Annotated in this window: 25 protein-coding genes; 19 read left to right on the top strand and 6 right to left on the bottom strand. The window is 42.4% G+C overall.

Translation table 11 applies throughout. The annotated features are described in order from the left end of the window. Positions 1 to 50 precede the first annotated feature (50 nt). From B0O44_RS12945 to B0O44_RS12930, 4 genes are all read left to right on the top strand, one after another. Positions 51 to 557, top strand: coding sequence for a TetR-like C-terminal domain-containing protein (locus tag B0O44_RS12945; protein ID WP_110831168.1), 507 nt, complete (start codon positions 51 to 53; stop codon positions 555 to 557). Between the two features lie 73 nt (positions 558 to 630). Further along, positions 631 to 1,494 (top strand): AraC family transcriptional regulator, encoded by an 864-nt coding sequence (locus tag B0O44_RS12940; RefSeq protein ID WP_110831166.1) that lies wholly within the window; start codon positions 631 to 633, stop codon positions 1,492 to 1,494. Between the two features lie 69 nt (positions 1,495 to 1,563). Continuing rightward, positions 1,564 to 2,214 (top strand): HD domain-containing protein, encoded by a 651-nt coding sequence (locus B0O44_RS12935; protein ID WP_110831163.1) that lies wholly within the window; start codon positions 1,564 to 1,566, stop codon positions 2,212 to 2,214. Positions 2,215 to 2,293: 79 nt separating this feature from the next. Further along, a complete protein-coding gene (locus B0O44_RS12930) occupies positions 2,294 to 2,650 on the top strand; it encodes a gamma-glutamylcyclotransferase family protein (protein ID WP_110831161.1) in 357 nt (118 codons plus the stop codon). Between the two features lie 39 nt (positions 2,651 to 2,689). Here the strand turns inward: B0O44_RS12930 and B0O44_RS12925 are convergent, their stop codons facing one another. Next, positions 2,690 to 3,133: a DoxX family membrane protein gene (locus B0O44_RS12925; protein ID WP_110831159.1), complete on the bottom strand. Its 444-nt coding sequence runs from the start codon at positions 3,131 to 3,133 to the stop codon at positions 2,690 to 2,692. A gap of 113 nt (positions 3,134 to 3,246) precedes the next feature. Then, the gene (locus B0O44_RS12920) at positions 3,247 to 4,476 is read right to left on the bottom strand and encodes a DUF4932 domain-containing protein (protein WP_110831157.1); all 1,230 of its coding nucleotides are present in this window, start codon (positions 4,474 to 4,476) and stop codon (positions 3,247 to 3,249) included. Positions 4,477 to 4,608: 132 nt separating this feature from the next. Between B0O44_RS12920 and B0O44_RS12915 the strand changes: the two genes are divergently transcribed. The 11 genes from B0O44_RS12915 to B0O44_RS12860 all read left to right on the top strand — a co-directional run bounded on the left by B0O44_RS12915 (position 4,609) and on the right by B0O44_RS12860 (position 12,589). Beyond that, entirely contained in the window at positions 4,609 to 5,208 is a 600-nt protein-coding gene (locus B0O44_RS12915; RefSeq protein ID WP_110831155.1) for a hypothetical protein, read from the top strand. An 89-nt stretch (positions 5,209 to 5,297) separates the two neighbouring features. Further along, positions 5,298 to 6,188: an alpha/beta fold hydrolase gene (locus B0O44_RS12910; RefSeq protein ID WP_110831153.1), complete on the top strand. Its 891-nt coding sequence runs from the start codon at positions 5,298 to 5,300 to the stop codon at positions 6,186 to 6,188. Positions 6,189 to 6,197: 9 nt separating this feature from the next. Then, entirely contained in the window at positions 6,198 to 6,713 is a 516-nt protein-coding gene (locus B0O44_RS12905; RefSeq protein ID WP_110831151.1) for an RNA polymerase sigma factor, read from the top strand. After that, positions 6,703 to 7,299 (top strand): hypothetical protein, encoded by a 597-nt coding sequence (locus B0O44_RS12900; RefSeq protein ID WP_110831149.1) that lies wholly within the window; start codon positions 6,703 to 6,705, stop codon positions 7,297 to 7,299. Before B0O44_RS12905 ends, B0O44_RS12900 begins: the two co-directional genes overlap by 11 nt. A 136-nt stretch (positions 7,300 to 7,435) precedes the next feature. Beyond that, a complete protein-coding gene (locus B0O44_RS12895) occupies positions 7,436 to 7,936 on the top strand; it encodes a MarR family winged helix-turn-helix transcriptional regulator (protein ID WP_110831937.1) in 501 nt (166 codons plus the stop codon). A gap of 4 nt (positions 7,937 to 7,940) precedes the next feature. After that, positions 7,941 to 8,705, top strand: coding sequence for a hypothetical protein (locus B0O44_RS12890; RefSeq protein WP_110831147.1), 765 nt, complete (start codon positions 7,941 to 7,943; stop codon positions 8,703 to 8,705). A 329-nt stretch (positions 8,706 to 9,034) separates the two neighbouring features. Further along, entirely contained in the window at positions 9,035 to 9,904 is an 870-nt protein-coding gene (locus B0O44_RS12880; protein WP_110831143.1) for an NmrA family NAD(P)-binding protein, read from the top strand. Between the two features lie 5 nt (positions 9,905 to 9,909). Continuing rightward, the gene (locus tag B0O44_RS12875; protein ID WP_110831141.1) at positions 9,910 to 10,392 is read left to right on the top strand and encodes an ASCH domain-containing protein; all 483 of its coding nucleotides are present in this window, start codon (positions 9,910 to 9,912) and stop codon (positions 10,390 to 10,392) included. Positions 10,393 to 10,568: 176 nt separating this feature from the next. Continuing rightward, a complete protein-coding gene (locus tag B0O44_RS12870; protein WP_110831139.1) occupies positions 10,569 to 11,147 on the top strand; it encodes an RNA polymerase sigma factor in 579 nt (192 codons plus the stop codon). A gap of 95 nt (positions 11,148 to 11,242) precedes the next feature. After that, entirely contained in the window at positions 11,243 to 12,223 is a 981-nt protein-coding gene (locus tag B0O44_RS12865) for a hypothetical protein (protein WP_110831137.1), read from the top strand. Between the two features lie 78 nt (positions 12,224 to 12,301). Beyond that, complete coding sequence (locus tag B0O44_RS12860; RefSeq protein ID WP_211321369.1) at positions 12,302 to 12,589, top strand: CBU_0592 family membrane protein; 288 nt, start codon at positions 12,302 to 12,304, stop codon at positions 12,587 to 12,589. Here the strand turns inward: B0O44_RS12860 and B0O44_RS12855 are convergent. Further along, the gene (locus B0O44_RS12855; protein WP_110831135.1) at positions 12,562 to 13,158 is read right to left on the bottom strand and encodes a TetR family transcriptional regulator; all 597 of its coding nucleotides are present in this window, start codon (positions 13,156 to 13,158) and stop codon (positions 12,562 to 12,564) included. The genes B0O44_RS12860 and B0O44_RS12855 overlap by 28 nt on opposite strands. A gap of 172 nt (positions 13,159 to 13,330) precedes the next feature. On the opposite strand from B0O44_RS12855, the gene B0O44_RS12850 reads away from it, so the two are divergent. The 4 genes from B0O44_RS12850 to B0O44_RS12835 all read left to right on the top strand — a co-directional run bounded on the left by B0O44_RS12850 (position 13,331) and on the right by B0O44_RS12835 (position 20,276). Next, the gene (locus B0O44_RS12850) at positions 13,331 to 16,603 is read left to right on the top strand and encodes a SusC/RagA family TonB-linked outer membrane protein (RefSeq protein WP_110831133.1); all 3,273 of its coding nucleotides are present in this window, start codon (positions 13,331 to 13,333) and stop codon (positions 16,601 to 16,603) included. Between the two features lie 24 nt (positions 16,604 to 16,627). Then, positions 16,628 to 18,421, top strand: a complete 1,794-nt coding sequence (locus tag B0O44_RS12845; protein ID WP_110831131.1) for a RagB/SusD family nutrient uptake outer membrane protein — start codon at positions 16,628 to 16,630, stop codon at positions 18,419 to 18,421. Between the two features lie 37 nt (positions 18,422 to 18,458). Beyond that, positions 18,459 to 19,379 (top strand): metallophosphoesterase family protein, encoded by a 921-nt coding sequence (locus tag B0O44_RS12840; protein ID WP_110831129.1) that lies wholly within the window; start codon positions 18,459 to 18,461, stop codon positions 19,377 to 19,379. 135 nt (positions 19,380 to 19,514) lie between these two features. After that, complete coding sequence (locus tag B0O44_RS12835; protein ID WP_110831127.1) at positions 19,515 to 20,276, top strand: hypothetical protein; 762 nt, start codon at positions 19,515 to 19,517, stop codon at positions 20,274 to 20,276. 261 nt (positions 20,277 to 20,537) lie between these two features. Here the strand turns inward: B0O44_RS12835 and B0O44_RS12830 are convergent, their stop codons facing one another. The 3 genes from B0O44_RS12830 to B0O44_RS12820 form a co-directional block, all read right to left on the bottom strand. Beyond that, positions 20,538 to 21,320, bottom strand: coding sequence for a fatty acid desaturase family protein (locus B0O44_RS12830; RefSeq protein WP_110831125.1), 783 nt, complete (start codon positions 21,318 to 21,320; stop codon positions 20,538 to 20,540). A gap of 81 nt (positions 21,321 to 21,401) precedes the next feature. Next, on the bottom strand, positions 21,402 to 22,421 hold the full coding sequence (locus B0O44_RS12825; RefSeq protein WP_110831123.1) for a phosphotransferase enzyme family protein: 1,020 nt from the start codon (positions 22,419 to 22,421) through the stop codon (positions 21,402 to 21,404). Between the two features lie 29 nt (positions 22,422 to 22,450). Next, the gene (locus B0O44_RS12820; RefSeq protein WP_110831121.1) at positions 22,451 to 23,929 is read right to left on the bottom strand and encodes an aminotransferase-like domain-containing protein; all 1,479 of its coding nucleotides are present in this window, start codon (positions 23,927 to 23,929) and stop codon (positions 22,451 to 22,453) included. Between the last annotated feature and the right edge of the window lie 38 nt (positions 23,930 to 23,967).

The raw sequence follows: 23,967 nt of genomic DNA, 5'->3' as shown, positions 1-23,967 counted from the left end.
TCTTGTAGTGCCTGCTTAGAGGAGCGGGCTACTTTATAATCCTTTAGCTTATGTCAGAATTAAAAGAACTGAAACAAGATGTGATGAGCAGGGAAATCCTTGCCGCAAGGGGAGATGAAAAACTACTTTATGAACTGCAACCAAAAGCTTTTAACCTGCTTCTGGAAGAATTCAGGCTTAAGGCCTCAAGCACAGATCCTTTAAAAAGGCTGGAAGAAATCTGTAAAACCTATTTAAATTTTGGACTGGACAATCCGCAAACCTATCAGCTGATGTTTACCCCAATTTATGATCAGGCTGGGCAGATCCGTTTCCATCCTGAAAAAGACACTGCTGTATTTAATTATTTTACCGATTGCCTGGAAAGGTGTCTGCGCAGGGAATTGGTTCATTTTAAAAATGCAGAAATAGGAACACTACAGATGTGGTCTTTGATACACGGACTGATTTCGCTGAATTTAACCGCCCGTATTGATGTTATCGGAATTTCAGAAGCACATGTTCCGGCCACTTTAAATAAAACAGTGGACGATTTTCTGGCTTCCATAACCAGATAGCTTTTGCGAATTGAAATTCTGGATGGACAGGAGAATTAAAACCCTATATTTCGGCGCTTAATTTTTAAATGAAATGCCAGTACCCAAGTTGTTGAACCTGCATCCGGACCATATTTTTGAAAATTCTTTTTCTATTAGCCTATTGCAGGATGGGCAAGAGCTACCTGTTTCCTTTTGCAGAAGTGATTATCACCGGATTTTTTTGTTTAAACAAGCTGCCGGAAGACTGCTCATCGATGAACAGGCCTATACATTATCCGGACAGGAATTGTTTTTAGCGGCAAAAGGGCAGGTGTATGCATTTAGACGAAACACCCGACTTGAAGGATACGAACTTTGTTTTGGAGACTGTTTTTGGGAAAAAGCCCCCCAAAGTGCAAACAATTGTAAAGCCATATTATTTAATAATGCGGCAGCCAATCAGCATATCCCTTTGCAAGAGGAAGAGTTTGGGGCGCTTGAAGTTCTTTTTCAGGGCCTTTATCAGGAATCCCTTTTGGCAGTGTACCCGAATAAGCCCGATGCCATGGCGGCTTATCTTAAAATCCTGATGATTAAAATTGCCAACATCAACTCTTCGCTGGTTAAAGATCCTGAAGCAGCGGACAAACAGCTGTACTGGAAATTTCTGGAATTGGTGAGTGAACATTATCAAAGTACACATGATGTGGCCGAATATGCCAGCCGTTTGGGAATTACCTCAAGAAAGTTAACTGAACTTTGTAAGCTGCACAACGGTTCAGGTGCAAAAAATGTAATTAACGGACAATTGATTGCCGAGTCGAAACGGGCATTGCAATTTTCTGCGCTTTCGGTAAAGGAAATTGCCTTCAGGCTTAATTTTGCTACCCCAGAACAGTTCAGTCACTTTTTTAAAAAAGAAACCGCTTTGTCCCCATTGGATTACCGGGAGCATTTTGCAAATATTGGCAGGTAATTGACCCTTTTTGACATTCCCTTAAGGGGAGTTGCGGGATAACTTTGCTGACATAAAAAATATTAAGATATGTCAGTAAACAGATTAAAATCAGTTGCAGGAATTCAAATTCCAGACAGCAGCATTGCAAATGAAGCCACCGAACTTTTGTTAACGCATGGAACGGAATTTCTTTTTAACCATTCCTTAAGGGTTTTTATTTTTGCCGCGTTAAATGGTCAGCGTAAAAAACTAAATTTTGATGCAGAATTGTTGTACGTAAGTGCTGTTTTTCACGATTTGGGTTTAACCAAAAAATACAGCAGTACCGATTTGCGTTTTGAAGTGGATGGTGCCAATGCCGCCAGGGACTTTTTAAAGAGCCATGGTTTTCCCAATAATGCATTGCAACTGGTTTGGGATACGATTGCCCTGCACACAACTATTGGTATCGCAGAGCACAAAGAACCAGAGGTTGCGCTTTTGTATTCCGGTGTGGGGCTGGATGTAATGGGAGAAGGCTACCAGGAGTTAACAGAAAAAAACAGAACAGAGATCATCAGCGCTTTTCCCAGAACCGGTTTTAAGAAAAACATTATACCTACATTTTTTAGCGGTTTTGAACATAAAACAGACACCACTTTCGGAAACATTAAAGCCGATGTATGTGCTTACATGATCCCTGACTTTAAACGTAAAAACTTTTGTGATTGCATTTTATGTTCGCCCTGGAGTGAGTAAGGATCTGTATTTTCCAGACTGACGATACTAAATCTTTAAATTGTTGATAGATTTGGATCATTATACACAGAAAGTCAACATGAAAACAGCGCATTTATTTTCCTACGGAACGCTACAGTATAAAAACGTACAACTGGAAAACTACGGAAGGGTATTGGAAGGGGAAACCGATGCTTTATCTGGTTACGAGCTTTTGATGATTGAAATTACCGACCCTGAGGTTGTTAAGATCAGTGGGGCAACACATCACCCTATGCTTAAATACAGCGGACGGTCAAATGATTTGGTAAAAGGGACTGTTTTTGAGTTATCGGCTGCAGAGCTTGAACAAACAGATGCTTATGAAGTTGATGATTACAAACGGGTGGAAGTCCAATTACAGTCGGGCAAAAAAGCCTGGGTATACATCAGTGCGGCCGAACCTGCTGAAAAATAAATGCCTGGCCCCGGAGTAAAATACCAGGGCAAGGGGGTTTTAAGATTTAGTTTCCAGCTTTTGATCAATGCTCCATTTATAAAAGGGAACAGCCGACAATAAAAGGGAGGCGGCACTGGCGGTATAAACGGAGTAGCTAAAAGGTTGTCTGTAGCCTGTAAAAATCATCATGCACAAAGCAAAAGCAAGGGTAAGCAAAAAACTCCCAAAAGCAGCCAGCCGGGTTTTATAACCAATAATTAACAACAGCCCAAACAAAAGTTCTGCAATACTGGCAATTGCGCCCATTATGCTCGCCATGGAACTGTCCAGAAAGGGCAAAAGCGTATTGGTATAAGCCACAAAATTTTGCCAGTTGCCCCAGGAAACATTTGGGCTTCCGGGCAAGCCGAGTAAACCAACACGGTCTAAAACCGGCAAAACAAAACTGATGCCGAGGGCCAGACGGAGAAACAATTGTGCAGCGGGGAAATGACTTTTCATAATTAAAAATTTAATCAAAGTTACATGATCTGCAAACAGTTAAAGCGGCCAGATGTGATTTTACAGGTAGTCCAGTTGATGGAGCTGTAAGGCTTTAAAAAGGACTGCCTGTTTTACATTTTAGTTGCCTCACTTTTTGCATAGTCCTTATATTTTAAAATCTGATCGTTAATGTCTTTCGGGCTTAGGCTATGGATATAATCCAGAAGGGTGGGAATGTAACTTTCCAGGTTGGAGTATACAGAGCGGTTGTGTTCGTATTCTGTGATTTTCTTTTCCAGTAAAGGCAGCAGCACACAACTGTATTCCCCAATATGAAGGCGTCTTAAACGCTCTGCCTCCTTCAGGTCATTCATGGAAACCGCTATGCGAATTTCTCCCAACCGCACCAGGTGCTCTATGATGCAGACATACCAGCTACCAAAATTGTTTTTTTCAAGAAGGGCCTGCAGTTCTTTGGTGTTGAGTATGGAATCGGCTTCAATTCTGGTTTTAAATTTGTCCAGAACGGGATTAACAAAAGTATGGCTGATCTCATGCCTGGCAATAAAAGTTGTTACCTGGGGATGGTCAAAGCCATATTGGTGATAAGCCTGAAGGTTTTCTTTTAAGGGAAGCATCCTGCTGGAGCTAATGACCATAGATGGGATTTTTCCTTTTGGAGATAAAATATTGGGGCCGAATCCCCGGTAATTATCTTCTCCGGGGGTAATGGGCATGGCTGGTGAAATGTAAAGGATATATTGCGGGAATTGTTGGCCGTACCATTTTTCCATAGCAGGGAATATGGCCTGGGAAACATCTTTAACGGTTTCCTGTAAGGCACCCTTATAAAAAGCTGCATTCGTTTTTAGAAAGCCAGCCACTTTGGCACGGGTATAAAATGTTCTTAAGCTGTCGCTGAGTTCTGCAATCAGAGCCTTGCTTTGTGGATGTTCTTCTGTTTGGGGGTCTATTGGGGTTTTAACCGAAGGAAAGCGGGGCCCCCTTGCCGGAAAATCCTGTTGATTTAGCAAATAAGCCATAATGGGGCCGTTGTCGTGTAAAAGGTCGCGGATTTGCCGCATGAGCCCGGCGCAACGGACCACCAGGGGATCATCTTTGTATTGCTGAAAATGTCCAAAGGCAAAGTGAACAAGGGGCTGGTGAGAATAATCTACGCCTTTAATGTCAAAAACATAATTGCCAATATGTTCAACAGCCAGCTTCTCCATAAAAAAATAGGTTTCTATATTCGGACTTGTCCCCACAGAAACTTTTGGGGACAAGTGCCGGGTATATTGCCCCCGGGCAGCGCTGAAACAAAGCAGGGTTATCATCAGGAAGAAGCAGGATCTTTTCATGCTGCAAAGCTATATTTAATTTACCCGCCCGAGTTGTATAATATTGCTTTTTTGCACAGGTTTTGTATTTTTTGGATAGGATCGCGCAACTGCAAATTTGATTATATTTGCTACCTATCAATACCTGCACCTATGAATAAAATAACCCGGTCCGGAGCAGCCGTAGTTTTGCTCCTTTTAACCTGCAGCATGCTCTTTGCCCAGGAAAAAATTACCAATTATTATGGCACGCCCGAACAGTTGAGTTTTGATAAAGTACTTTACAATCTGTCCTGGAGTTCACATCCCAATGAAATTTATTACAAACACGAATATATTCCTAAAGGTGAAATCCCGGAGCATTTTAACAATATGATCCTGCTGGATTTTGTCCAGACCGATATGTCCGTTGAACAAGCAGGCAAAGCCCAGGAAAAAAAACTGATTGAACGAAAAAAAACAGATGCCAGTTGCAATTATCAAATGATTGTTAGTCCCGACGGAAAGGAAATTGTACTTGACTTTTTAATGAGCCAGGCCAAAGGTGATGCTGTAAATTTACTGGAATGGAGTGCTTACCGTTATAAAGCCTATACAGACAAAGCTGGTCACCGGGGAATTTTATTATTTGGCATTTGCCGCAGGGCCTATGACGACAAGGTTAAAAATTTTCTAAGCACGCTGGCTGTAACCAGGGGAGAGGGGATTAACCATTTAATCGCTTATAAAATTCCCGAAATACAGCTCAAATAATTTTTTTTTAAAAAAAATGACTAAAAGGTGTAATAAATTACCAGGTACCCTGACTAATGCAGTAAATCAAATTAAAACCTGATAAACTCATGAAAAGGAACCTCTTAATTAATACCCTGCTGGTCTTCATTTTTATTTTTACCGGACACCTGCTGTCTGCCCAAACCCCGGGCACAAAAGCCTTCCAGGTAAAGGTAAGTGGAAAGGGCAGCCCAATATTGTTTATCCCTGGTGCAACCTGCAGCGGAGAAGTCTGGAAAGAAACGGTAGCACGTTACCAGAAGAACCACGAATGTCATGTGTTTACCCTTGCCGGTTATGCTGGCACTGAACCTTTGGCACAGGGGCCTTACCTGGAAAGCTATAAAAAAGAAATTATCCGTTACATTAAAGATAAGAAGTTAAACAAGGTCGTTTTGGTAGGACATTCTATTGGTGGTTTTCTATCGCTTTGTATTGCTGCCGAAATGAAAGATCATTTGCAAAAGGTAGTTGTGGTCGATGCCCTGCCTTTTTATGCAGCCATGTTTAACCCTGCTGCCAAGGCCGGATTTAATGAGACACAGGCGCAATCTATGCTGGAAGCCTATAAAAAAATGGACAAAGCGGCTTTAAAGGCAAGTCAACTCAATGTGGCCCGCTCTTTATGTGCAGATTCTACCAAATGGGACAACATAGCCCAATGGGGAGCGGACTCCGATCTTAAAACTATGGCCTGGACCATGAACGAAATGTTGGGCAATGACCTCAGACAGGACATTGCAACCATAAAAGTTCCGGTACTGGTGCTGGCTGCTTTTGCCCCTGTAAAAAAATACCCTATGTTTACCCGTGAATTTGTAATGAATTCGTATAGCCAGCAATACCAGCAATGTAAAAGCTGTGAAGTTAAAGTAAGCCCCTCGGCCAAACACTTTATTATGTACGATGCCCCGGACTGGTTTTACCAGGAAATGGATACTTTTATCAGCAAAGGTTAAGCGCTCCGTATGCCCGATATCAAAGAACAGGAATTTAATGAACTGATTAAAGAGAACCATGCAAGTATTTACCGTATTTGCAGGGCTTATCTGTATGACGTATCCCATGCCAATGATCTGTATCAGGAGATTCTGTTCCAGGTCTGGAAAAGCCTGCAGAATTTTAAAGGACAGGCAAGAGTAAGTACCTGGATCTACCGGATTGCGGTGAACACGGCCTTTAGCTATAATTTGAAAAATAAAAAACACGATCATGTATCCCTGCCAGATTCGGTGCAATTGCCCTATGAGGAAACGCTTTCCGACAAAAAAGAACAGGAACAGCGGCTCGAGCACATGAGGTATTGCATCAGTCAGCTGGAAACCCAGGACAGGCTGATCATTTCTTTGGTGCTGGAAGATAAAAGCTATAAGGATATTGCGGAGATCGTTGGACTCAACCTGTCGAATGTGGGGGTAAAAATTAACCGCATCAAAACACGTTTACTTAAACTCATGCAAACAACACAAGCAAATGGATTTTGACGATTTAAAAAATAGCTGGCAGGCCCAGCCTGTACAGACCGGTACAGACCAACGCAGGTTTGCCGAACAAAAAAACAACTGGCTAAAAAACAGAAAACGTTTGCTGCTGTCTAATGTGTGCATGAGTATCGGTTTTATTGTGGCTATGGCGGTGATTGCCTGGGTATACTTTAGCTTTGAAAAACAATATCAATGGCCATTTAAAGTTAGTATCGCCATGGTGTATTTGTTAATGGTGGTTTTTGTAATCATCAGCTGGAAAAGTTATGCTTTTAAGAAAATCGATTTTGATGTGCCAGGCAAAGGCTTTGTGGAGTACCAGATTAAAAAACTAGATCTTCAAAGAGACATTCTGACCAAATACAGCTGGGTTTATGTGGTGTTGTTGTGGCTGGCCATGATGTTGTATGCCTGGGAAGTTACTGCAAAAGTCACGGCCACCTACAGGTTTACGGCTATGCTGATCATCACTGCCTACATGGGAGGGATTACGGCCTGGGGCAAACTCAAAAAGCACAAAAAACAAATTAAAGAAGTGAAGGCGCTGATTGAAGAACTGGAAAATTTAAAGCAGGGTTTGGAATAAAAACCTATAATTTAAGTGACCAATTAATTTATTTTTCATCTAAGGCTTTTTATTAAGCCTTTTCTTTTTTAATGAAACTATATAGCTAACTATATAGTTGATTACTTTTTTATATATTTACAAAAAAGAACATCCAATGAACGTTGATTTTATTAAAGATCTTGGCTATAAGGCGCTGGACAGCAGACTGAAAAGGATCAGCGACAGAATGTCGCACGATGTCCGGAAGTTGTATAAGGAGCTGAACATAGATGTAGAACCCCACTGGTACCTTGTTTTTATGTTGCTGCAAAAAAAGGAGACGCTTTCCATTGCAGATATCGCAGAGCTTTTGGGGTATAGTCATCCCTCTTTGGTGATTACGGTCAAAAAGATGTCCGAAAAGGGATATTTAAAAATCAAAAAAGACAATACCGACAAAAGAAAACAAATGATTTCCCTGTCTGGCAAAGCGGTTAAATTATTGCCTCATTTAGAAATGATCTGGGACAGCTGTGAGCGGGCAATTTTGGCGATGCTGGAAGAAGACCTGGGGATACTGACCCATCTGGACAATATAGATGGTGCCCTTAAAAAGACTTCTTTTCACAACAGGTTTAAGGAAGAATATTTACAATTAATCCAATCTAAACCATAAACTGATGAAAAAAATTCTTTTTATGATTGCCCTAGCTTGTTTTGGCCTGAGCGTATTCGCCAAAGAAACCAAAATCGTTGTCAGGGCAAAAGCAAGGGACGCAAAATTTATTGGCAGTTCCCTGGGGGGCGCTTATGTAATTATCCGTAACAAGGTAAACAATCAGATTTTAGCAGAAGGGAAAACCTCAGGCCAGACCGGAAATACAGATTTGATTATGAAAACGCCTAAATCGAGAGACCTGTCTATTGCTGATGGGCAAACAGCAGGTTTTATGGCAGCCATAGATATCGATGAGCCTACTTTTGTGAGTATTGACGTGAGTTCTCCACTTAACCTGAAGCAGGCACAAGCAAAAGTGAGCACAGAACTTTGGCTCATTCCTGGTAAGGACATTTTAGGAGATGGAATTATTCTGGAAATTCCGGGTTTTATTATTGATATACTCAAACCACGTACGCACCAGTACATTTCACTGGTTTCTATAAAAAACAAACCATTTCAGTTTCAGGCCAATGTGGTGATGATGTGTGGCTGTGTGGTAGAAAAAGGCGGGGTTTGGAATTCGGAAGATATTGAAGTAAAAGGAATACTTAAAAAAGATGGAAAGCTGGTGAAAGAAGTGAACTTGTCGTTGGTTTCAACGAATTTGTTTGAAGGAGATTTTCCAATCGATTTTGAAGGAAATTATGAAATGACGGTATATGCCTATCATCCTAAATCGGGCAATACAGGTGTTGACAAAGTGAATTACGTGGTTTATAAATAGGTGATTAAAAAGACCAAAACGATCAAAATCAGAAAGCAGAGCCTGAACTTTTTTTGCTGTTCTGCTTTCTTTAACAAACCATCCTTTTTAAATTCCCAATAAAATAGCAGGGTCAAAGCGGTGCTTAACGGCTGGAATATGAAATCCATAATGTCATAGACCTCTTTTTCCTTTTTGAATTCTTCGAGCCGATCTGCTTTTTGTGATACGTACTTGGCGTGTTGTATCCGCCCGGGTTCTACCATTGCCTGATTGGATGCTATAAAGTTAAACTTTTCTTTTGCTGCTTTGTTTTTAACATCGAATCATTTATCAACCAGATTAAAGCCATGTATATCGTATTAGGAGCATCGGGGCAAGTTGGATCGGCGGTTGCCCGTCATTTGTTAGAAAAAAAACTTCCGGTAAAAGGCATTGTCCGTGAACAGAAAAAAGGAGCAGACCTGGAAAAACAAGGAGCAAACATTGGTGTTGCCGATGCCCTGGACCTGCCTTCGTTAAAATCTGTTTTTGAAAACGGGGAAATCCTTTTTGTCATTACCCCAGAGACCGGCAAAAGTGAGGATGTCTTAAAAGAAACCAGGGACATTCTGGACAATTACCGCGCAGCAATACAGGGCTCGGGGATCAGAAAAGTGGTTGGACTTTCCTCGGTAGGGGCGCAGCATGCCAGTGGAAAGGGAAACCTGGAAATGTCCTATATGCTGGAACATGCTTTTGAAGGCCTGCCTGTGCACCAGGTTTTTATCCGGCCGGCCTATTATTTCAGCAATTGGGCAATGAGCCTGGAACAGATTAAAACAGATGGTGTTTTACATAGTTTTTATCCTGTAGAGCTGCCCATTCACATGATTTCGCCACAGGATGTGGCGCAAATTGCTGCTGAAATTATGGTCCGTGAAGAAAGCGACAGCATTACTTACGAATTGGAAGGGCCCCAAACCTATACCGCTTTAGATGTCGCTGCGGCTTTTGCTAAGGCCTTGGGCAGGGAGGTGAAAGCAGAGCAGATTCCGCGCGAACAATGGGAAGGTGTGATTAAAAAAATGGGTTTCACGGACAACGCGATCCATAACTTTATTAAAATGACCGAAGCGGTGGTCGACGGCTCTGCTGTTCCCGAAGGTCATGGTGTGGTGAGTGTGAAAGGTTTTACTACCTTAGAGAATTACATTAACGACACCGTTAAAAAATCGTAAGGGACTTGGAAAATAAAAGAGCAGCAGATCTGTACTGGGCACAATTTTTATCACATGTTGAGGCAGAGGGCAACCCGGATTATTATGATGTATTTCATTTTGGCGATGAAGACAGTGCCGATGAAATTGCTGAGCTGGTTTTGTCGGGGATCAAGACCAGTACCGGTTCATTAGTTTGGGTTTATGAATTTGAAAACAGGGCTATGCCAAAGCCTGGCAGTTACAGTATTGTTACGGGCAAAGCGGGTTTGCCAGTTTGTATCATTGAAAGCACGGAAGTAAAAGTGATGCCTTTTGATGAGGTAGATGAACAATTTGCATTTGATGGTGGAGAAGGGGACCGTAGCCTGGAAGGCTGGAGAGAAATGTACCAGGACTATATCCAGTCGGAATGCCTGCGGATCGGCAGGGTTCCAAGCGAACAGGTCCCTATGGTCTGTGAACGGTTTAAAGTTGTCTACAGCACAGCCCCTAAAGATGGACTGTAGGATAGCCAGGGGCTTTTATTCATAATTTTGATTTTTTTCTCAAAACAAAGTTTTTTTTATTTCTAAAATCTGATGTAGATTTATGTCGGGCAAACAATTATTACCATCACTAAGTAAAAACAGAGGATACCGGTCTAAAGTTTAATTAAAAATCCCGCAAGGGAGGGGTAAATAAAATGATTGCTTATGCGACGCTTAACGACAGCGAATTAACCAGCCTGCTCAGGGATGGAGACACATCTGCTTTTGCGCAGATTTTTAACAAATACAAAAACCTGTTGCTTTCCCACGTTTGTAAAAAAATACAGGACAGGGAAGAAGCCAAAGACATTGTTCAGGAGGTGTTTACCACGCTGTGGACAAAAAGGGCACAAATTAATCCTTCAACCAATTTAGGGGGGTACCTGATGATGGCTGTGCGGCATAAAGTGCTGGACCTGATCGGACATAAAGAAGTACAATCGCGGTATTTTGTATCGCTGAGTGCTTTTGCAAGCCAGCAGGAAAACCATACAGATCACCGGGCGCGAAAAAATCAATTGCAATCGATTATTGATCAGGAAATTGCTTCTTTACCCCCTAAAATGCAGGAAATTTTTTTAATGAGCCGGACAGAAAACCTGAGCCATAAAGAAATAGCCGAAAATTTAGGAATATCAGAGCAAACGGTGAGCACCCAAATCAAAAGGGCCCTGAAAGTATTAAGGCTTCGCTTAGGACTGGTGCTGTACCTGATCATGTTGCTGAAACTGTAGTTTTGTTTGCGGTTGATGTAAATTATTAAAAGGATTGGCATGATCTTTTCTTTCAGAAATTAATCATTTTAATCAGAACCTTTACCTCTACCACCATGATCAAAACAAAATGGGTTATAGAACCCGATTACTTAACCATATATCCTGCACGAATACTGCGCCTGCTGGCGGTAGTCTATTTTTTTGTGTTCACAGCGCTGTTTTTTATTCTTTTTCCCTATAAGACATTTACAGCAGGCAGCGGCCTGCCTATTGCCATAGGGGTATTGTTTGTGATCTGTTTCCTGTTGTTTATGGCCGGAGAAAGGAAAATTGTTTTTGATGGCAGCAGCCAAACCATGTACAGTCAGTTTTTAGGTTTAAACATCCAGTCTGTTCCTTTTAATGAACTGGCCGCAATTACACCTTATTATAATATGGGCTCAACCAGCTACCGGGCCTTCACCAAAAAGAACCGGCATGGAAAAGGTATTGCCCTTTCTTCGGGTTATTCAAAAGAAAGCAATCCAAACCTGGTGGCTTTTGTTGGCGAAGTATTGCCCAAAATCCAGGAGCTGGTGTTTTCCAACCAGCCCATACAAACCAAAGAAGCCATTCACGATTTTCAGTTTTTTAAATTCGAAGGCGACCTCTATACGGTTAAAAACACAAAAATATGGAGCATTCCGGTGGGGATATTTATGATTTTTCTGACGGTTTATTTTTTAACCAGGCCAGATTTTATGCTGTACGAACCTGCTTTTAAAAGAATCCTTTGTACCTATTTTCCATTTATTATTGGGGTAGCCCTTATTGCCTCTTTTTTCAGCAAGGTGAGTTTTGATAAAAACCAGCGGCAAATCATATGCTCAAGTTTTGGTGGGGCCATAAAAAAAGTGTTTTCTTTTGATGATTTTGTACGGTTTCAAATTGTGCGCAAAACCACCAATTTTATTTACGCAGGTACAGAAGTAAGGGCCCTTCTGGTACTGCCCGAAAAAGGCAAAACCCGTGAAATTTTATTGAAGCACTTTACCGGTACCAAAAAGATAGAACGCTTTATCGATGAGGCGAATACAATTATGGGCTTGATCTAAAAGTTATTGTTATATATTTGTCTTACAGTTGTTAAGCAGTAATAACATGCCTGATAGGGGCAAAATGAACCTGATTGTATGATGCAAATGATCTCCACAAGTATTGGCTGGCTGGGTGTGTTTTTATGTACGGCAGGTTATTTCCTGTTAAGTACCAAAAAGATAAGTGCGGAGTCGCGTAGTTTTCAGCTGCTTAATATTGCAGGAGGGTTGTGCCTGGTTACAGCGGCGGTATACAGTAATGACCTGCCAAATGCAGTGGCCAATCTTTTATGGGCTTCTATAGGTCTTTATTCTTTAAGACAAGGCCTGAAAAGCAAAAACATAAACAAACCCGATCAGGGTGCCCAGCCCAGGAACTCATAAGCCTTCGCTTTATAGGAATCCAGTCTTTCGGAATAAACTGTTTTATCCTTTTCCAGCGAAAGGTAAAAATAAGCCCCATCGAGCAGTACAAATATCAAATCGGCAGTGGCCTGAGGGTCGGCAATATTCAGCAACTGCTTTTCCTTGCATTTGATCATTATGGCTGCAAGTTCAAAACGAAGTGAATCGAGTATCTTTTTATATTTCTCCCGGATAATTTTATCCCTGAAGGACATGGCATAGAAGGTATAAAACAAACCATCATCAAACAGTAAATTCCACTTCTTGGAAAAAAGCTTATCAATGGTTTTTTGTAAATCCGACAGCGTAATGTTTTCCTTATCCTTTGTTTTGTAGATCAGCAGGTATTTTTCCAGGATGTAATCGATCAGTGCCTGGGTCAGGTCTTCCTTGGTTTTAAAATAATGAATAATAAGACTGGGGTTAATGTCCATCACCTTGGCCACCTTGGCGATGGAAGCATTTTCGTAACCTTCTTTTTTGGCTGTCTTATAAAATACAGTAATGATTTCCTGTTGTCTTAATTCTTTAAGGCTTTTTCGTCCCATTTCATTTTTTGGTAAATATAGTTAATGGAGTTTTAGGTTGTATATGTGATATAAATTAAATGAACGTTCAATCTATTTATTAATGTAGGGTTAACATTTAAGTAGCAAAGTGCCTGTACTTTAGCGGCCAGTAAAAATCAAATACACGTTAAACCACCCAAACGAAATTACTATGGAAAAAAATTACTTCCTGTTTTTTTCATTAAACAGGAGCGCAGTAAAAAGTCATTCATTGTTTTGGATGCTGTGCTTCTTTTTAATGAGTACCAGTGCATTTGCTCAAAATATTACCCTAAAAGGTAAAGTTTCCGATGAGCAGACCAAAGAAACCTTGCCAGCTGTAAACATTATGGTAAAGGGAACTAAACAAGGAACAATCACCGATGCTAGTGGTTCCTTTACCATTAATGTGAAACCAGATGCGATACTGGTTTTTGCCTATGTCGGCTATAAGCGCCAGGAAATTACCATTAAAGGTCAGACCACCTTAAATGTAATGCTGGTATCCGATAATGCGGGTCTGGATGAGGTAATGGTGGTTGGTTATGGGACCAAGAAAAAAATAAATGTAGCTGGGGCCATAGATCAGATATCCGGCAAGCAGTTTGAATCACGCCCTGTTTCAAATGTCATGCAGGGCCTGCAGGGCGTTAGTCCGGGCTTAAATATTACGTATGGGGGCGGTGCACCTGGTACCGTACCGGTTATTAACATCCGGGGAATGACTTCCATTAACGGTGGATCACCACTTATTGTCATAGACGGAATCCCGGCCGCGAGCAACGACGATTTATTAAGGTTAACACCTGCTGATATTTCATCGTACACGGTATTGCGTGATGCAGCTTCTGCGGCCATTTATGGAGCAAGAGCTGCTTTTGGGGTAATTTTGATCACCACCAGACAAGGTACGGCCGGTCAACAGACCATCAGCTATAACATGCTCAGCTCCTGGGGCCGACCAACAGTTCTTCCCAAACCAGTAACAGACCCTTATATTTATGCAAGGGTATTGGAAACTTCTGTTGACAATACACCCTGGAACAACGGGACTTATTCCGATGAGTTTTTAAAATGGGCAAGGGAAAGGTCTGATAATCCTTCTCTTCCCGATACACGTTTAGATCCTAAAAACCCCAGCAAATGGGCCTATATGGGAAGTAATGACTGGTATAAGTATTTTTTGAACAATGCCAGTTTTTCACAAAACCACTCCCTTACTTTTTCCGGTGGGGCAACGGTTAACAATACGCCTTTAACCTATTACTTATCGGCCGATTATACCAAGGAAAATGGTTTGAACAAATTGTCAGACGATTTCTGGAACCGCTATGGCTTAAGGCCAAGGATTTCGTTTTCACCTTTATCATGGCTTAAGGTCGACAACAACCTGAATATTTACCAAACGAAAAAAGCTTATCCATATACCAGCATTACTGATTTGTATTACCTGAAGCCAACAGATGTGGCGGTCAATCCAGACGGGACCTGGGCCAATACAGATGCGGGCAGGCTATCGGCCAAATTAAAAGATGGTGGCAGCAACCTTGAAACTATGTTTGGTTTTCAAAACATTACCAGTGCAACTGCCACTTTTTTAAACGGAGATTTAGTGGTCAACGGAGATGCCTCCTTTAAAAGGGAATTGTGGAAGTATCACGTGGACAACAAAAAATACAAAATTGGCTTTGGTCCAAATGATGTCCGGGAAGAAGGCGGAACAGGTAACGTGAGTGAGAAAAATGGCTATTTGTACAATAATGCCTTTAACTTATACACTACCTACAGAAAAACCATTGGCAGTCATTCTTTTAGCGCCATGGTGGGTTATAGTTCCGAAGATTACAATTATTCCACAACCACGGCTGCCAGAGATGGTTTGATCTCTTCTTCCTTACCTTACCTGGGCTTAACAAGTGGTACGGCCAGTGTCGGTTCAGCTTATAGTGCCTATGCAATTAACAGTGTATTCAGTCGTTTAAATTATACCTACAAAGAACGTTATATTTTAGAGGCTACCGGAAGATATGATGGTTCTTCACGTTTTCCAATACAAAAACGCTGGGGTTTCTTTCCATCCGCTTCAGCAGCCTGGATAGCAAGTTCAGAAAATTTCTTTAAACCATTGGCTCCTGTGGTATCTACTTTTAAATTGCGTACTTCTTATGGTTCGTTGGGAAACCAGGCCATTGGTGATGATGTTAACCTGCGTGATTTTGGTTATATCCAGGCCTTAAAACAGGGAACCTCCAATTATATTATAGGCGGTAACGGTCAGAACCCGATCATCACTGGTGCACCGGCCTTGCTTGTGGACCCGAATACGTATACCTGGGAAAAAGTATCGACCCTTAATATGGGAACAGATATTGGTCTTTTAAAAGACAAGTTCCTTATTGGCTTTGATTATTTTATACGCAATACTACAGGTATGCTTACCGGTGGTCAGCAGCTGCCAGCGGTTTTGGGAACAAAGGTACCCAATCAAAATACGGCAGACCTGAGGACAAAAGGCTGGGAATTGTCCGTTACCTACAGGGATAATTTTACCGTCGCTTCCAAACCTTTTAATTTTCAGGCAAAAGTATTCCTGTCCGATTCTCAGGCTGAGATTACCAAATTTCCGAATGACCAGAAACTTTTTTCTACTTACCGGGTAGGACAAAAAATAGGAGAGATCTGGGGGCTTGAAAACGATGGCATGTTCCGCAACAAGGCCGAAATTGCAGCACTTGACCAGTCGAGTATTATTCCATGGGGTGCTTTGTCTATTGTTCCGGGCTGGCCAAAATATAAAGACCTGGATGGCAACGGTAAAATTGAAAAAGGTTTAAGTGCGAACGACCCTAAAGACCTTAAAATTATCGGAAACAGCAGTGACAGGTATAGTATCGGTGCCAATTTCAATATGGACTGGAATGGATTTGACCTTTCGATATTCCTGCAGGGCGTTTTAAAAAGAGATTTTTATCCGCACCATTACCTGTTCTGGGGACCTTACCAGCAGCCATATGCGAATGTTTATCCATGGAACCTTGATTTTTACCGTGGCGCGGCCGACACCCCTGAGCAGAGGGCCCAGCATTCGGCTTCTTACATTGCTGCAGGTTTAGCCGATGCCAACCCGAATTCCTATTATCCTGTTTTGCAATCCTGGCTGGCCGACAACAACTATGGCAGCGGACTGGATATCCCGCAAACCAAATACCTGCTCAATGGAGCCTATTTAAGGATCAAGAACGTTTCAGTAGGCTATACCCTGCCGCGTAAAATGACCGAGCGTTTTAAGGTAAGCCGTTTGCGAATTTTTGTAACAGCCGATAACCTCTATGAATTTTCATCCATTAAAAAATACATAGATCCGGAAGCCGTAAACCAGGGCCCAAGCGCTTGGGCCTATCCTTACCAGAGAAAATATGCCATTGGTTTAAACCTGGATTTTTAAGCTTAACCCTCATTAAAAAAAGTTATGAAAAATACTTCTAAAATATATATCCTGCTGATTGCTGTACTGGTATTGGCTGCCTGTAAAAAATCGGACCTTGACCGCTTACCACAAACCAGTATTTCACCTGATCTTTTCTTTAATACAGAAAGTGACCTTTCCCTGTATGTCAATGGCCTGCTTTCGCAGCCGGATAAGTACAGTTATGCAAATGACCAGAACAGTGATAACACGGCTACCACAGCTGCTGTGGAAGTTAAAAACATTATGGGCGGTAAAACCAATGCCCAAAATATTAATGTTGGATGGGACTGGGGTAGGTTGCGTGATGTAAACTATTTTTTAGAGAATTATAATAGGGCTAAAATTAGTGACGACATCAAAAATCATTACGCCGGATTGGCCCGGTATTACCGGGCCATGTTTTACATGGATAAAGTAAAGCGTTTTTCCGATGTGCCCTGGTATTCCCGTACTTTAAACCCGGGAGATCCGGGACTCACAAAAGCCCGTGACCCAAGGGCACTTGTGGTTGACAGTGTGATGGCCGATTTGGCTTTTGCTTATAAGTATGTAAAAGAAAGCGTACCCTCGGGCACGCCGGGTAAATGGGCGGTGGCCACATTTTATGCCCGGACAGCCCTTTACGAAGGTACCTATCGCAAATACCACTCCGAACTGAACCTGGCGGGCAGTGCCGGCCGTTTTCTGCAAGTGGCTGCAGATGTTTCCAATGATATTATGTCTTCAAAAAAGTTTTCCATTTACAATACGGGCAAACCTGATCAGGATTATGGTACATTGTTTAACAGTCAGGACTTAACGATAAATCCGGAGGTGATCCTTGCCAATGTTTTTGACATGAGCAAAAAGAAAAGCCAGGACGTAAACAGAACCCTTTTTGGTGATTACGAACAAGCGCCCGCAAAAGACCTGGTGCAGACCTACCTGATGAAAGACGGCAGCCGTTTTACGGATCAGCCAAACTATGATAAAATGGGTTATGTGCAGGAATTCAAAAACCGTGACCCAAGGCTGGCACAAACGATGGTGTACCCGGGCTGGATCATGGCACCAAATACAACACCTTATGTACAAATTATTGGTAAAAATTTTACAGGTTACCACCAGCTAAAAGGTTATGTCAATAGTACAGATCAGGCTACGATCAATGGTTCAGATTTTCCGGTATACCGGTATGCCGAAGTGCTGCTTACCTATGCCGAAGCATTGGCCGAAATGGGGAGCTTAACCCAGCAGCAACTGGATGTTTCGGTAAACCTGATCCGTAGAAGGGCTGGGTTACCCGACCTGAACATGGGACAGGCCAATGCCTCGCCCGATGCATTGCTGCAGCGACAATATACAGGCCTGACCAGTAATGTTGGGGTGATCCTGGAAATTAGAAGAGAGCGCAGAATAGAATTTGCTTTCGAAAATACCCGCTTTGACGATTTGATGCGGTGGAAAGCAGGAAGCCTTTTGGCAAAAAGTCCGGAAGGAATGTATTTTCCGGGTTTGGGCAAATACGATTTGACAGGAGATGGTATAGAAGACATTATTTTAATTGATGCGGCTTCTTCTATTCCTGCTGAAGACAGTAAAGAGAAAAATTCATTAGGGGTAAAACTGATTTATTACCGTACCGGAACCATTGGTTCGGATGCGACCATATACCTGAAAAGTTTAAATGGGGGCAGCAATATTGTGACCGAATCGGTGATCCGGAATTTTGTGGAGCCGCAGTATTATTACCGTCCAATTCCACAATCGGAAGTGGTGTTAAACCCTAACCTGAAGCAAATTTTTGGGTGGTAAAACCTGCCCTCAGTTTTTTATTTAATCCTGTACAAAAATGAATATAAAAAGACGGTCCTTATTAAAAGCAGCGGGATTGGCGACGGGCCTGGTGGTTACAGGAGGTTTGCCTGCCCTGGCTTTGGAAAAGGAGAAAGCAGAGAAAAAAGGCAAAAAACTAAGCCTTAAAGTTGCGCACATTACCGATGTGCACATCCGCAAGGGCGAGAATGCACCCGAAAGATTTAAAAAATGCCTGAAAGAAATTATAAGCAAACATAAGCCCGATTTTTTTCTGAACGGTGGAGATTCCATCAATGATGCCTCTTACGATAATGTGGTCAGGGAGCAGGTGACCGAGCAATGGGCCATCTGGGACGACTGTACGGCCATGCTTGCTGCATATGAAGTGCACAGCTGTATCGGTAATCACGATACCTGGTGGAAAGCACCCTCTGAAACAGATGAAATGTACGGAAAAGATTATGTTGTCAAACGTTTAAAAATCCCGCACCGTTATTATAGTTTCCGCAAAAAGAACTGGCACTTTATCGTACTTGACGGGAACAACAGCAAAATTTCGCTGGACAAGGAACAGTTCAGCTGGCTGGAACAGGAACTGGAAAAAATTCCTGCCGGAACCCCAACTTTGCTGATGTCGCATTACCCGATTTTGGGTACCACACAGGTGCTGGTTGGCGGAGGACATTCCGATTGTAAAAAGCTGAAAGATTTATTTTACAAACACCGCGACAAGGTGAAAATCTGTTTAAGCGGACACAACCATTTATCTGACCATACCCTTTATAACGATGTTTTATATTGCTGCAATGGCGCAATGAGTGGGTTTTGGTGGGGTAAAGGCGATGCCGAGTCGGCCGGGCCGGGCTATTACCTGGAAACCCCGCCGGGTTATGCAATTTTAAAAATGTACGACGACGGAAGCGTGGAAAACGACTATTTTCCGCATACCTATTAAAAAATACGGAAGGTAATTTTTATGATCCTTACAAATTCGGAACCTGGTTCCGAATTTGTAAGGATTCGTTTTTTTAGCCCAATTTTCCTGCTCTTGAAATTAATATCTTATTTTTAGGTGCGGATACCTCTTTTGATGAAAAAACTACTATTTACCTTTATACTAAGCTTAAGCTTGTCTGTCGTTTTTGGACAAGGCCTGGAAACAAAATACCATGAACCTGTTGCCGATTTTATCGACTGCATTAAAAAACAGAAACGGGAAAAACTGGCCGCCAGGGTTTCTTATCCCTTGCAGCGTGAATACCCGGTGCCCGATGTGAAAAACCAGCAGGAATTTTTAAAGCGTTTTGACGAAATATTTGATGCACAGCTGATCAAAAAAATAGCGAATTCTACACCGGCGAGCAATTGGTCGGCAGTGGGCTGGCGAGGAATTATGTTGGACCATGGGGATGTATGGCTGCGCTATGATGGAAAACTAACTGGGGTGACTTACCACTCCAAAGTCGAAAAGGCAAAGCGCGCGCAACTGATTAAACAGGAAAAAGAAAGCCTGTACCCCGCCATCCGGGACTTTGTGGCGCCACGGCAAATACTGGAAACCCCAACTTACAGAATCAGGATTGACGATTTGGGCGACTTCAACTACCGTTATGCCGCCTGGCCGCTGAAAAGTAAAATGAGTGATAAACCCGATCTGGTTATCGAAAATGGCGAACTGGTATTTGAAGGCAGTGGCGGCAATCATTATTATGAGTTTAAAAAAGATGGGATCACCTACAATTGCGCCATTATGGTCCTCACCGAAAGGGGTGGTGCGCCGGCCTTGCTGACCGTTACCAAAGGAGATAAAAAAGTGCTGTTTCAAAAGGCTAAAATTGTAAAGCCTTTTTGATTATAATTTAAGTTCAAAAAATAAATAAACAGCCCCCGGGTTGCTCCGGGGCTGTTCCTTATTCCCCCTCCCTTTCAACGGTTATTGGTAACCTGATTAAAAGACAACAGGAATATTTAAATGTTGCATGGCAGAAATAAAAACAGCCCTGGCATCCACCAGGGCTGTTTTTTGCTACAGTATTCAACTATTGTTTAGAGGTATTAACCCATATAAGAGACAAAGGGATTTCCCGAATGTTGCATACAGCAAATAAAAATTTTAAAAAGTACTTTTCTTTTCCAGTTCGGGTATGGCCTCATCTATTCTGCGGGCCAGTTCCGGCAGTTTAATGGTGGGCACAGCCGGAAACATATGGTGTTCCAAATGATAGAACATGCTAAAGGTGATTTTATTTTTCCAGCCATTTCTTTGGGTGCGGGCATATTCCGGGCTGTCATGCGTATCGTGGTGAACTGTCCATACAGCAAAAAAAGCCATTAAAAATTCACCAATAAGCATTACAATAATGTGGTACAGTAAAAAATGGATGTTAAAGTACAAGCTGATGCCTGCAAAAGCAACAATAGACAAGAGCTCTGTGACCACATTGCGCCGGTAATTTTTATTGCCGAGCTGCAGGGTTATTTTATGGATCAGAAACATGTGCACAGGTCCGTATAAAATGGCGCCATACCAGGACATGCCAGCAGATTTACCCTCATAATCCTGGTCTGTTAAACAATATTTATGGTGGCGGATGTGGTTAAATTTAACCGCATGAATAGAAACAAGCATCAGCACACTATTGATGTATAGCGATAACCAGGTTAAAAATTTATTGGTACCCAATGAATTATGAAAACCATTCTGCACCTGTCGCAAACCCGTCAGGAAAAAAAATGCCGAAAAGGGGAGGGCAAAAATGTAATAACCAAAGTAAGCGAGCGTAATGGAAATTAAAAACCAGGGAATGGTTAAATTGTTTTCAATGAATACTTCCCTGATGGAGAGGCTTCTCAAGTCTTTCCATTCCACTTTTTTGAGTATTTCCTGATGTGTCATGGCTTTAAAATTATAAGGCTAAAGCTACGATAAAAGAAAAATGTAAAAGAATAAATAAAAAATATTTCTTTGGTATGACTATTAGTTGTCTTTTACAAGCAAATTTTCCTCTTTTTCCCAATAACTGGCCACAATATGTTTTAAAATGCCGGTGTAAGCTTTTAGCTGTGCCGGCTGGCTAAAGGCATAAAACTGGTCGTGGGTGGTGTGAAAGCCCATATAAAAAAGCCAGAACCCCAGACTAAGGTAAGGGACCATGTCCAGTTCCTGCTCACCGAGGGAACGGTATTCCCGGTAACCCTTTAAAAAAGTTTGGTAAGCTTCATCAGCAGTCTGCTGGGTCATGCGCGCGGTAAATACCTCCAGCATCAGGTGTTGCCAAAAGGACATGATGTCATTGACCAGCCAGCCATAACCCATAAAATCGAAGTCAAAAAGGGTCACTGTATCCTGCTCAAAGTGCACGTTTTTGGGCAGAAAATCAAAATGGCAATAACCTTTGGCAAAATTGAGGGTTTCTGGTTGCGATAATTTTTTTGTTGCCTGTTGTACAATGCCCTGCAGCCAGGTGTAGCTTTCCGGATCTTCTGAAAATGCAGGTTTTAACTTTTCCAGCGGGGCAAAAAGGGTCGATTCCAGATCAAAATTCCAGCGGGCATCACCCAGTTGAAGTGTCGATGAAACCACATGAAATTTGGCAATTTCCTGGCCAAATGCCCCCAGCTGTGCATCACTTAAAGCTTTTACCACCTGCCCTGGTGCATAGCTGAACAGCACAGCATACCTTTCGCCTTCGGCTGCATCAATTTTTTGAATGATGTTACCCAAAACATCCGCAATAGGATAAGAGACCGATACGCCTGCATTTTTTAAAGCCAGCAGCAATTCGATTTCCGCGCTGATCTGTGCATGGCTGCGGTGGCTGGTACGGTATACCCTTAAAATAAAACGGTCAGTTGACGATTCAACCAGATAAGTATCGCCCACGCCCCGCACCAAAAATTTGCAAGTGGTCTTTCCGGTTGTATATTTTTCAGTAATCAGGTCAGATAAAGCAACAGGACAAAGCGTAGAATAAACAGATGGGAAAGCAGGTTTCATAGTGTAAAGATATTACATCCAAAAGCCGCTCACAATAAACGCTTTAAAATTTCCACACTCTTGGCCAGCTCTTCTGTTGTGGAGGAAGCAAAACCCAACCGAAGCCCCTTTACATTAAAGCCAGGGTATTGGTGGGCTTTTCCATCCGAAATGGATAAACCTTTGGCATAAGCCTGTTTGATCAGTTTCTGTAAATCAACGGTATCGGGAAATTGGGTCCAAACCGTCATGCCACCTTCAGGAGGAGTAAAGCGCACCACATCTTGTAGCGCTGTACCCAGCAGGTCACAAAAAAAATCGCGGCGCTGCTGGTATACCGCCAGTGTTTTCCGGAGATAACGCTGTACGGTACCATCGTTTAACAGATCGGCCATGGCATTGTCCTGAATGTGATCGCCCTGCCGGTCTAAAATAACGCGGACCTTCGATAAATGTTCAATGACATTTTCGGCAGCCACCAGGTAGCCCATGCGAAAAGCAGGCGAAAAACTTTTGCCAAAGGAACCGCAGTAAATCACCATTCCGTTTTCGTCGGCACTTGCAAGGGGCAGCAGTGGGCGGTGCCTGTAATGGAAATCAAAGTCGTAATCGTCTTCTAAAATGATAAAACCGTAGGTATTGGCCAGCCTTAATAGTTCCAACCTGCGGTCAATTCTTAAAGACACCGTAGTCGGATAATGATGGTGAGGGGTCACATACACCATTTTTACCTTTTCTTTAAGACATATTTTGCGCAGTTCCTCTACCACCAGGCCATGCTCATCGACCGGTATTCCGATCGGCCGGGCCCCGGCATGTATAAAATTATGTTCCACCCTTCTCCAGCCCGGAACACCCGAAACGATCACATCCCCGGGTTTAATGAGGGCACTACACACCAGGTTAATGCCCATAAGGGTGCCCCGTACAGAAAGAATATTGTTGGCCGTTGTTTTTAAACCACGGCTGGCGTTCAGGTAAAGGGATAGTGCTTCCCGGTAATGGCCGGGCCCCGCAGGATTGCTGTAACTGCCAAATTTGTCATACAATCCGCTTCTGTTCAGCTGCGAACGATAAGCCCTGTAAAACTCCTTTAAAGGTGCAAGCCTTGGGTCGGGATAACCATCGTCCAGGTGAAGCCCGGCAATGGCAGGTTCCGAAACATTTTCCAGATAATCCAAAGGCTGCAGGACAAAACCTGCCTTTTTTAAGGAAGAGGGCACCAGGCTGCCACCGAGTGTGGTTGGCTGGTGGTCAACAACATGTGAAGAAATAAAAGTGCCGCTGCCCACAGCACTTTCCAGCCAGCCCTGCATTTGCAGTTCTTCATAAGCTTTTACCACAGTAAGCCTGTTGATGCCCAGTAACCGGGCAAGGTCCCTGGAGGCAGGTAACTTTTGCCCCGAACGCAGTTTGCCGTTTTTAATCAACAACAAAACCGCATCCGAAAGTTGCAGGTAAACCGCCCTGCCAGATTCCGGGTTAAAAGAAATGGTTTCAAATAAAGGCAGTGCAATTGGATTACTCATTATATTAAAATTGGTCTATAAATATAATCCAATTTAAG

This window comes from Pedobacter nutrimenti (genome assembly GCF_003208655.1).
Taxonomy (GTDB): domain Bacteria; phylum Bacteroidota; class Bacteroidia; order Sphingobacteriales; family Sphingobacteriaceae; genus Pedobacter; species Pedobacter nutrimenti.
The sequence above is the reverse complement of the archived record's forward strand: the minus strand, read 5'-3'. Positions and strand labels throughout refer to the sequence as shown.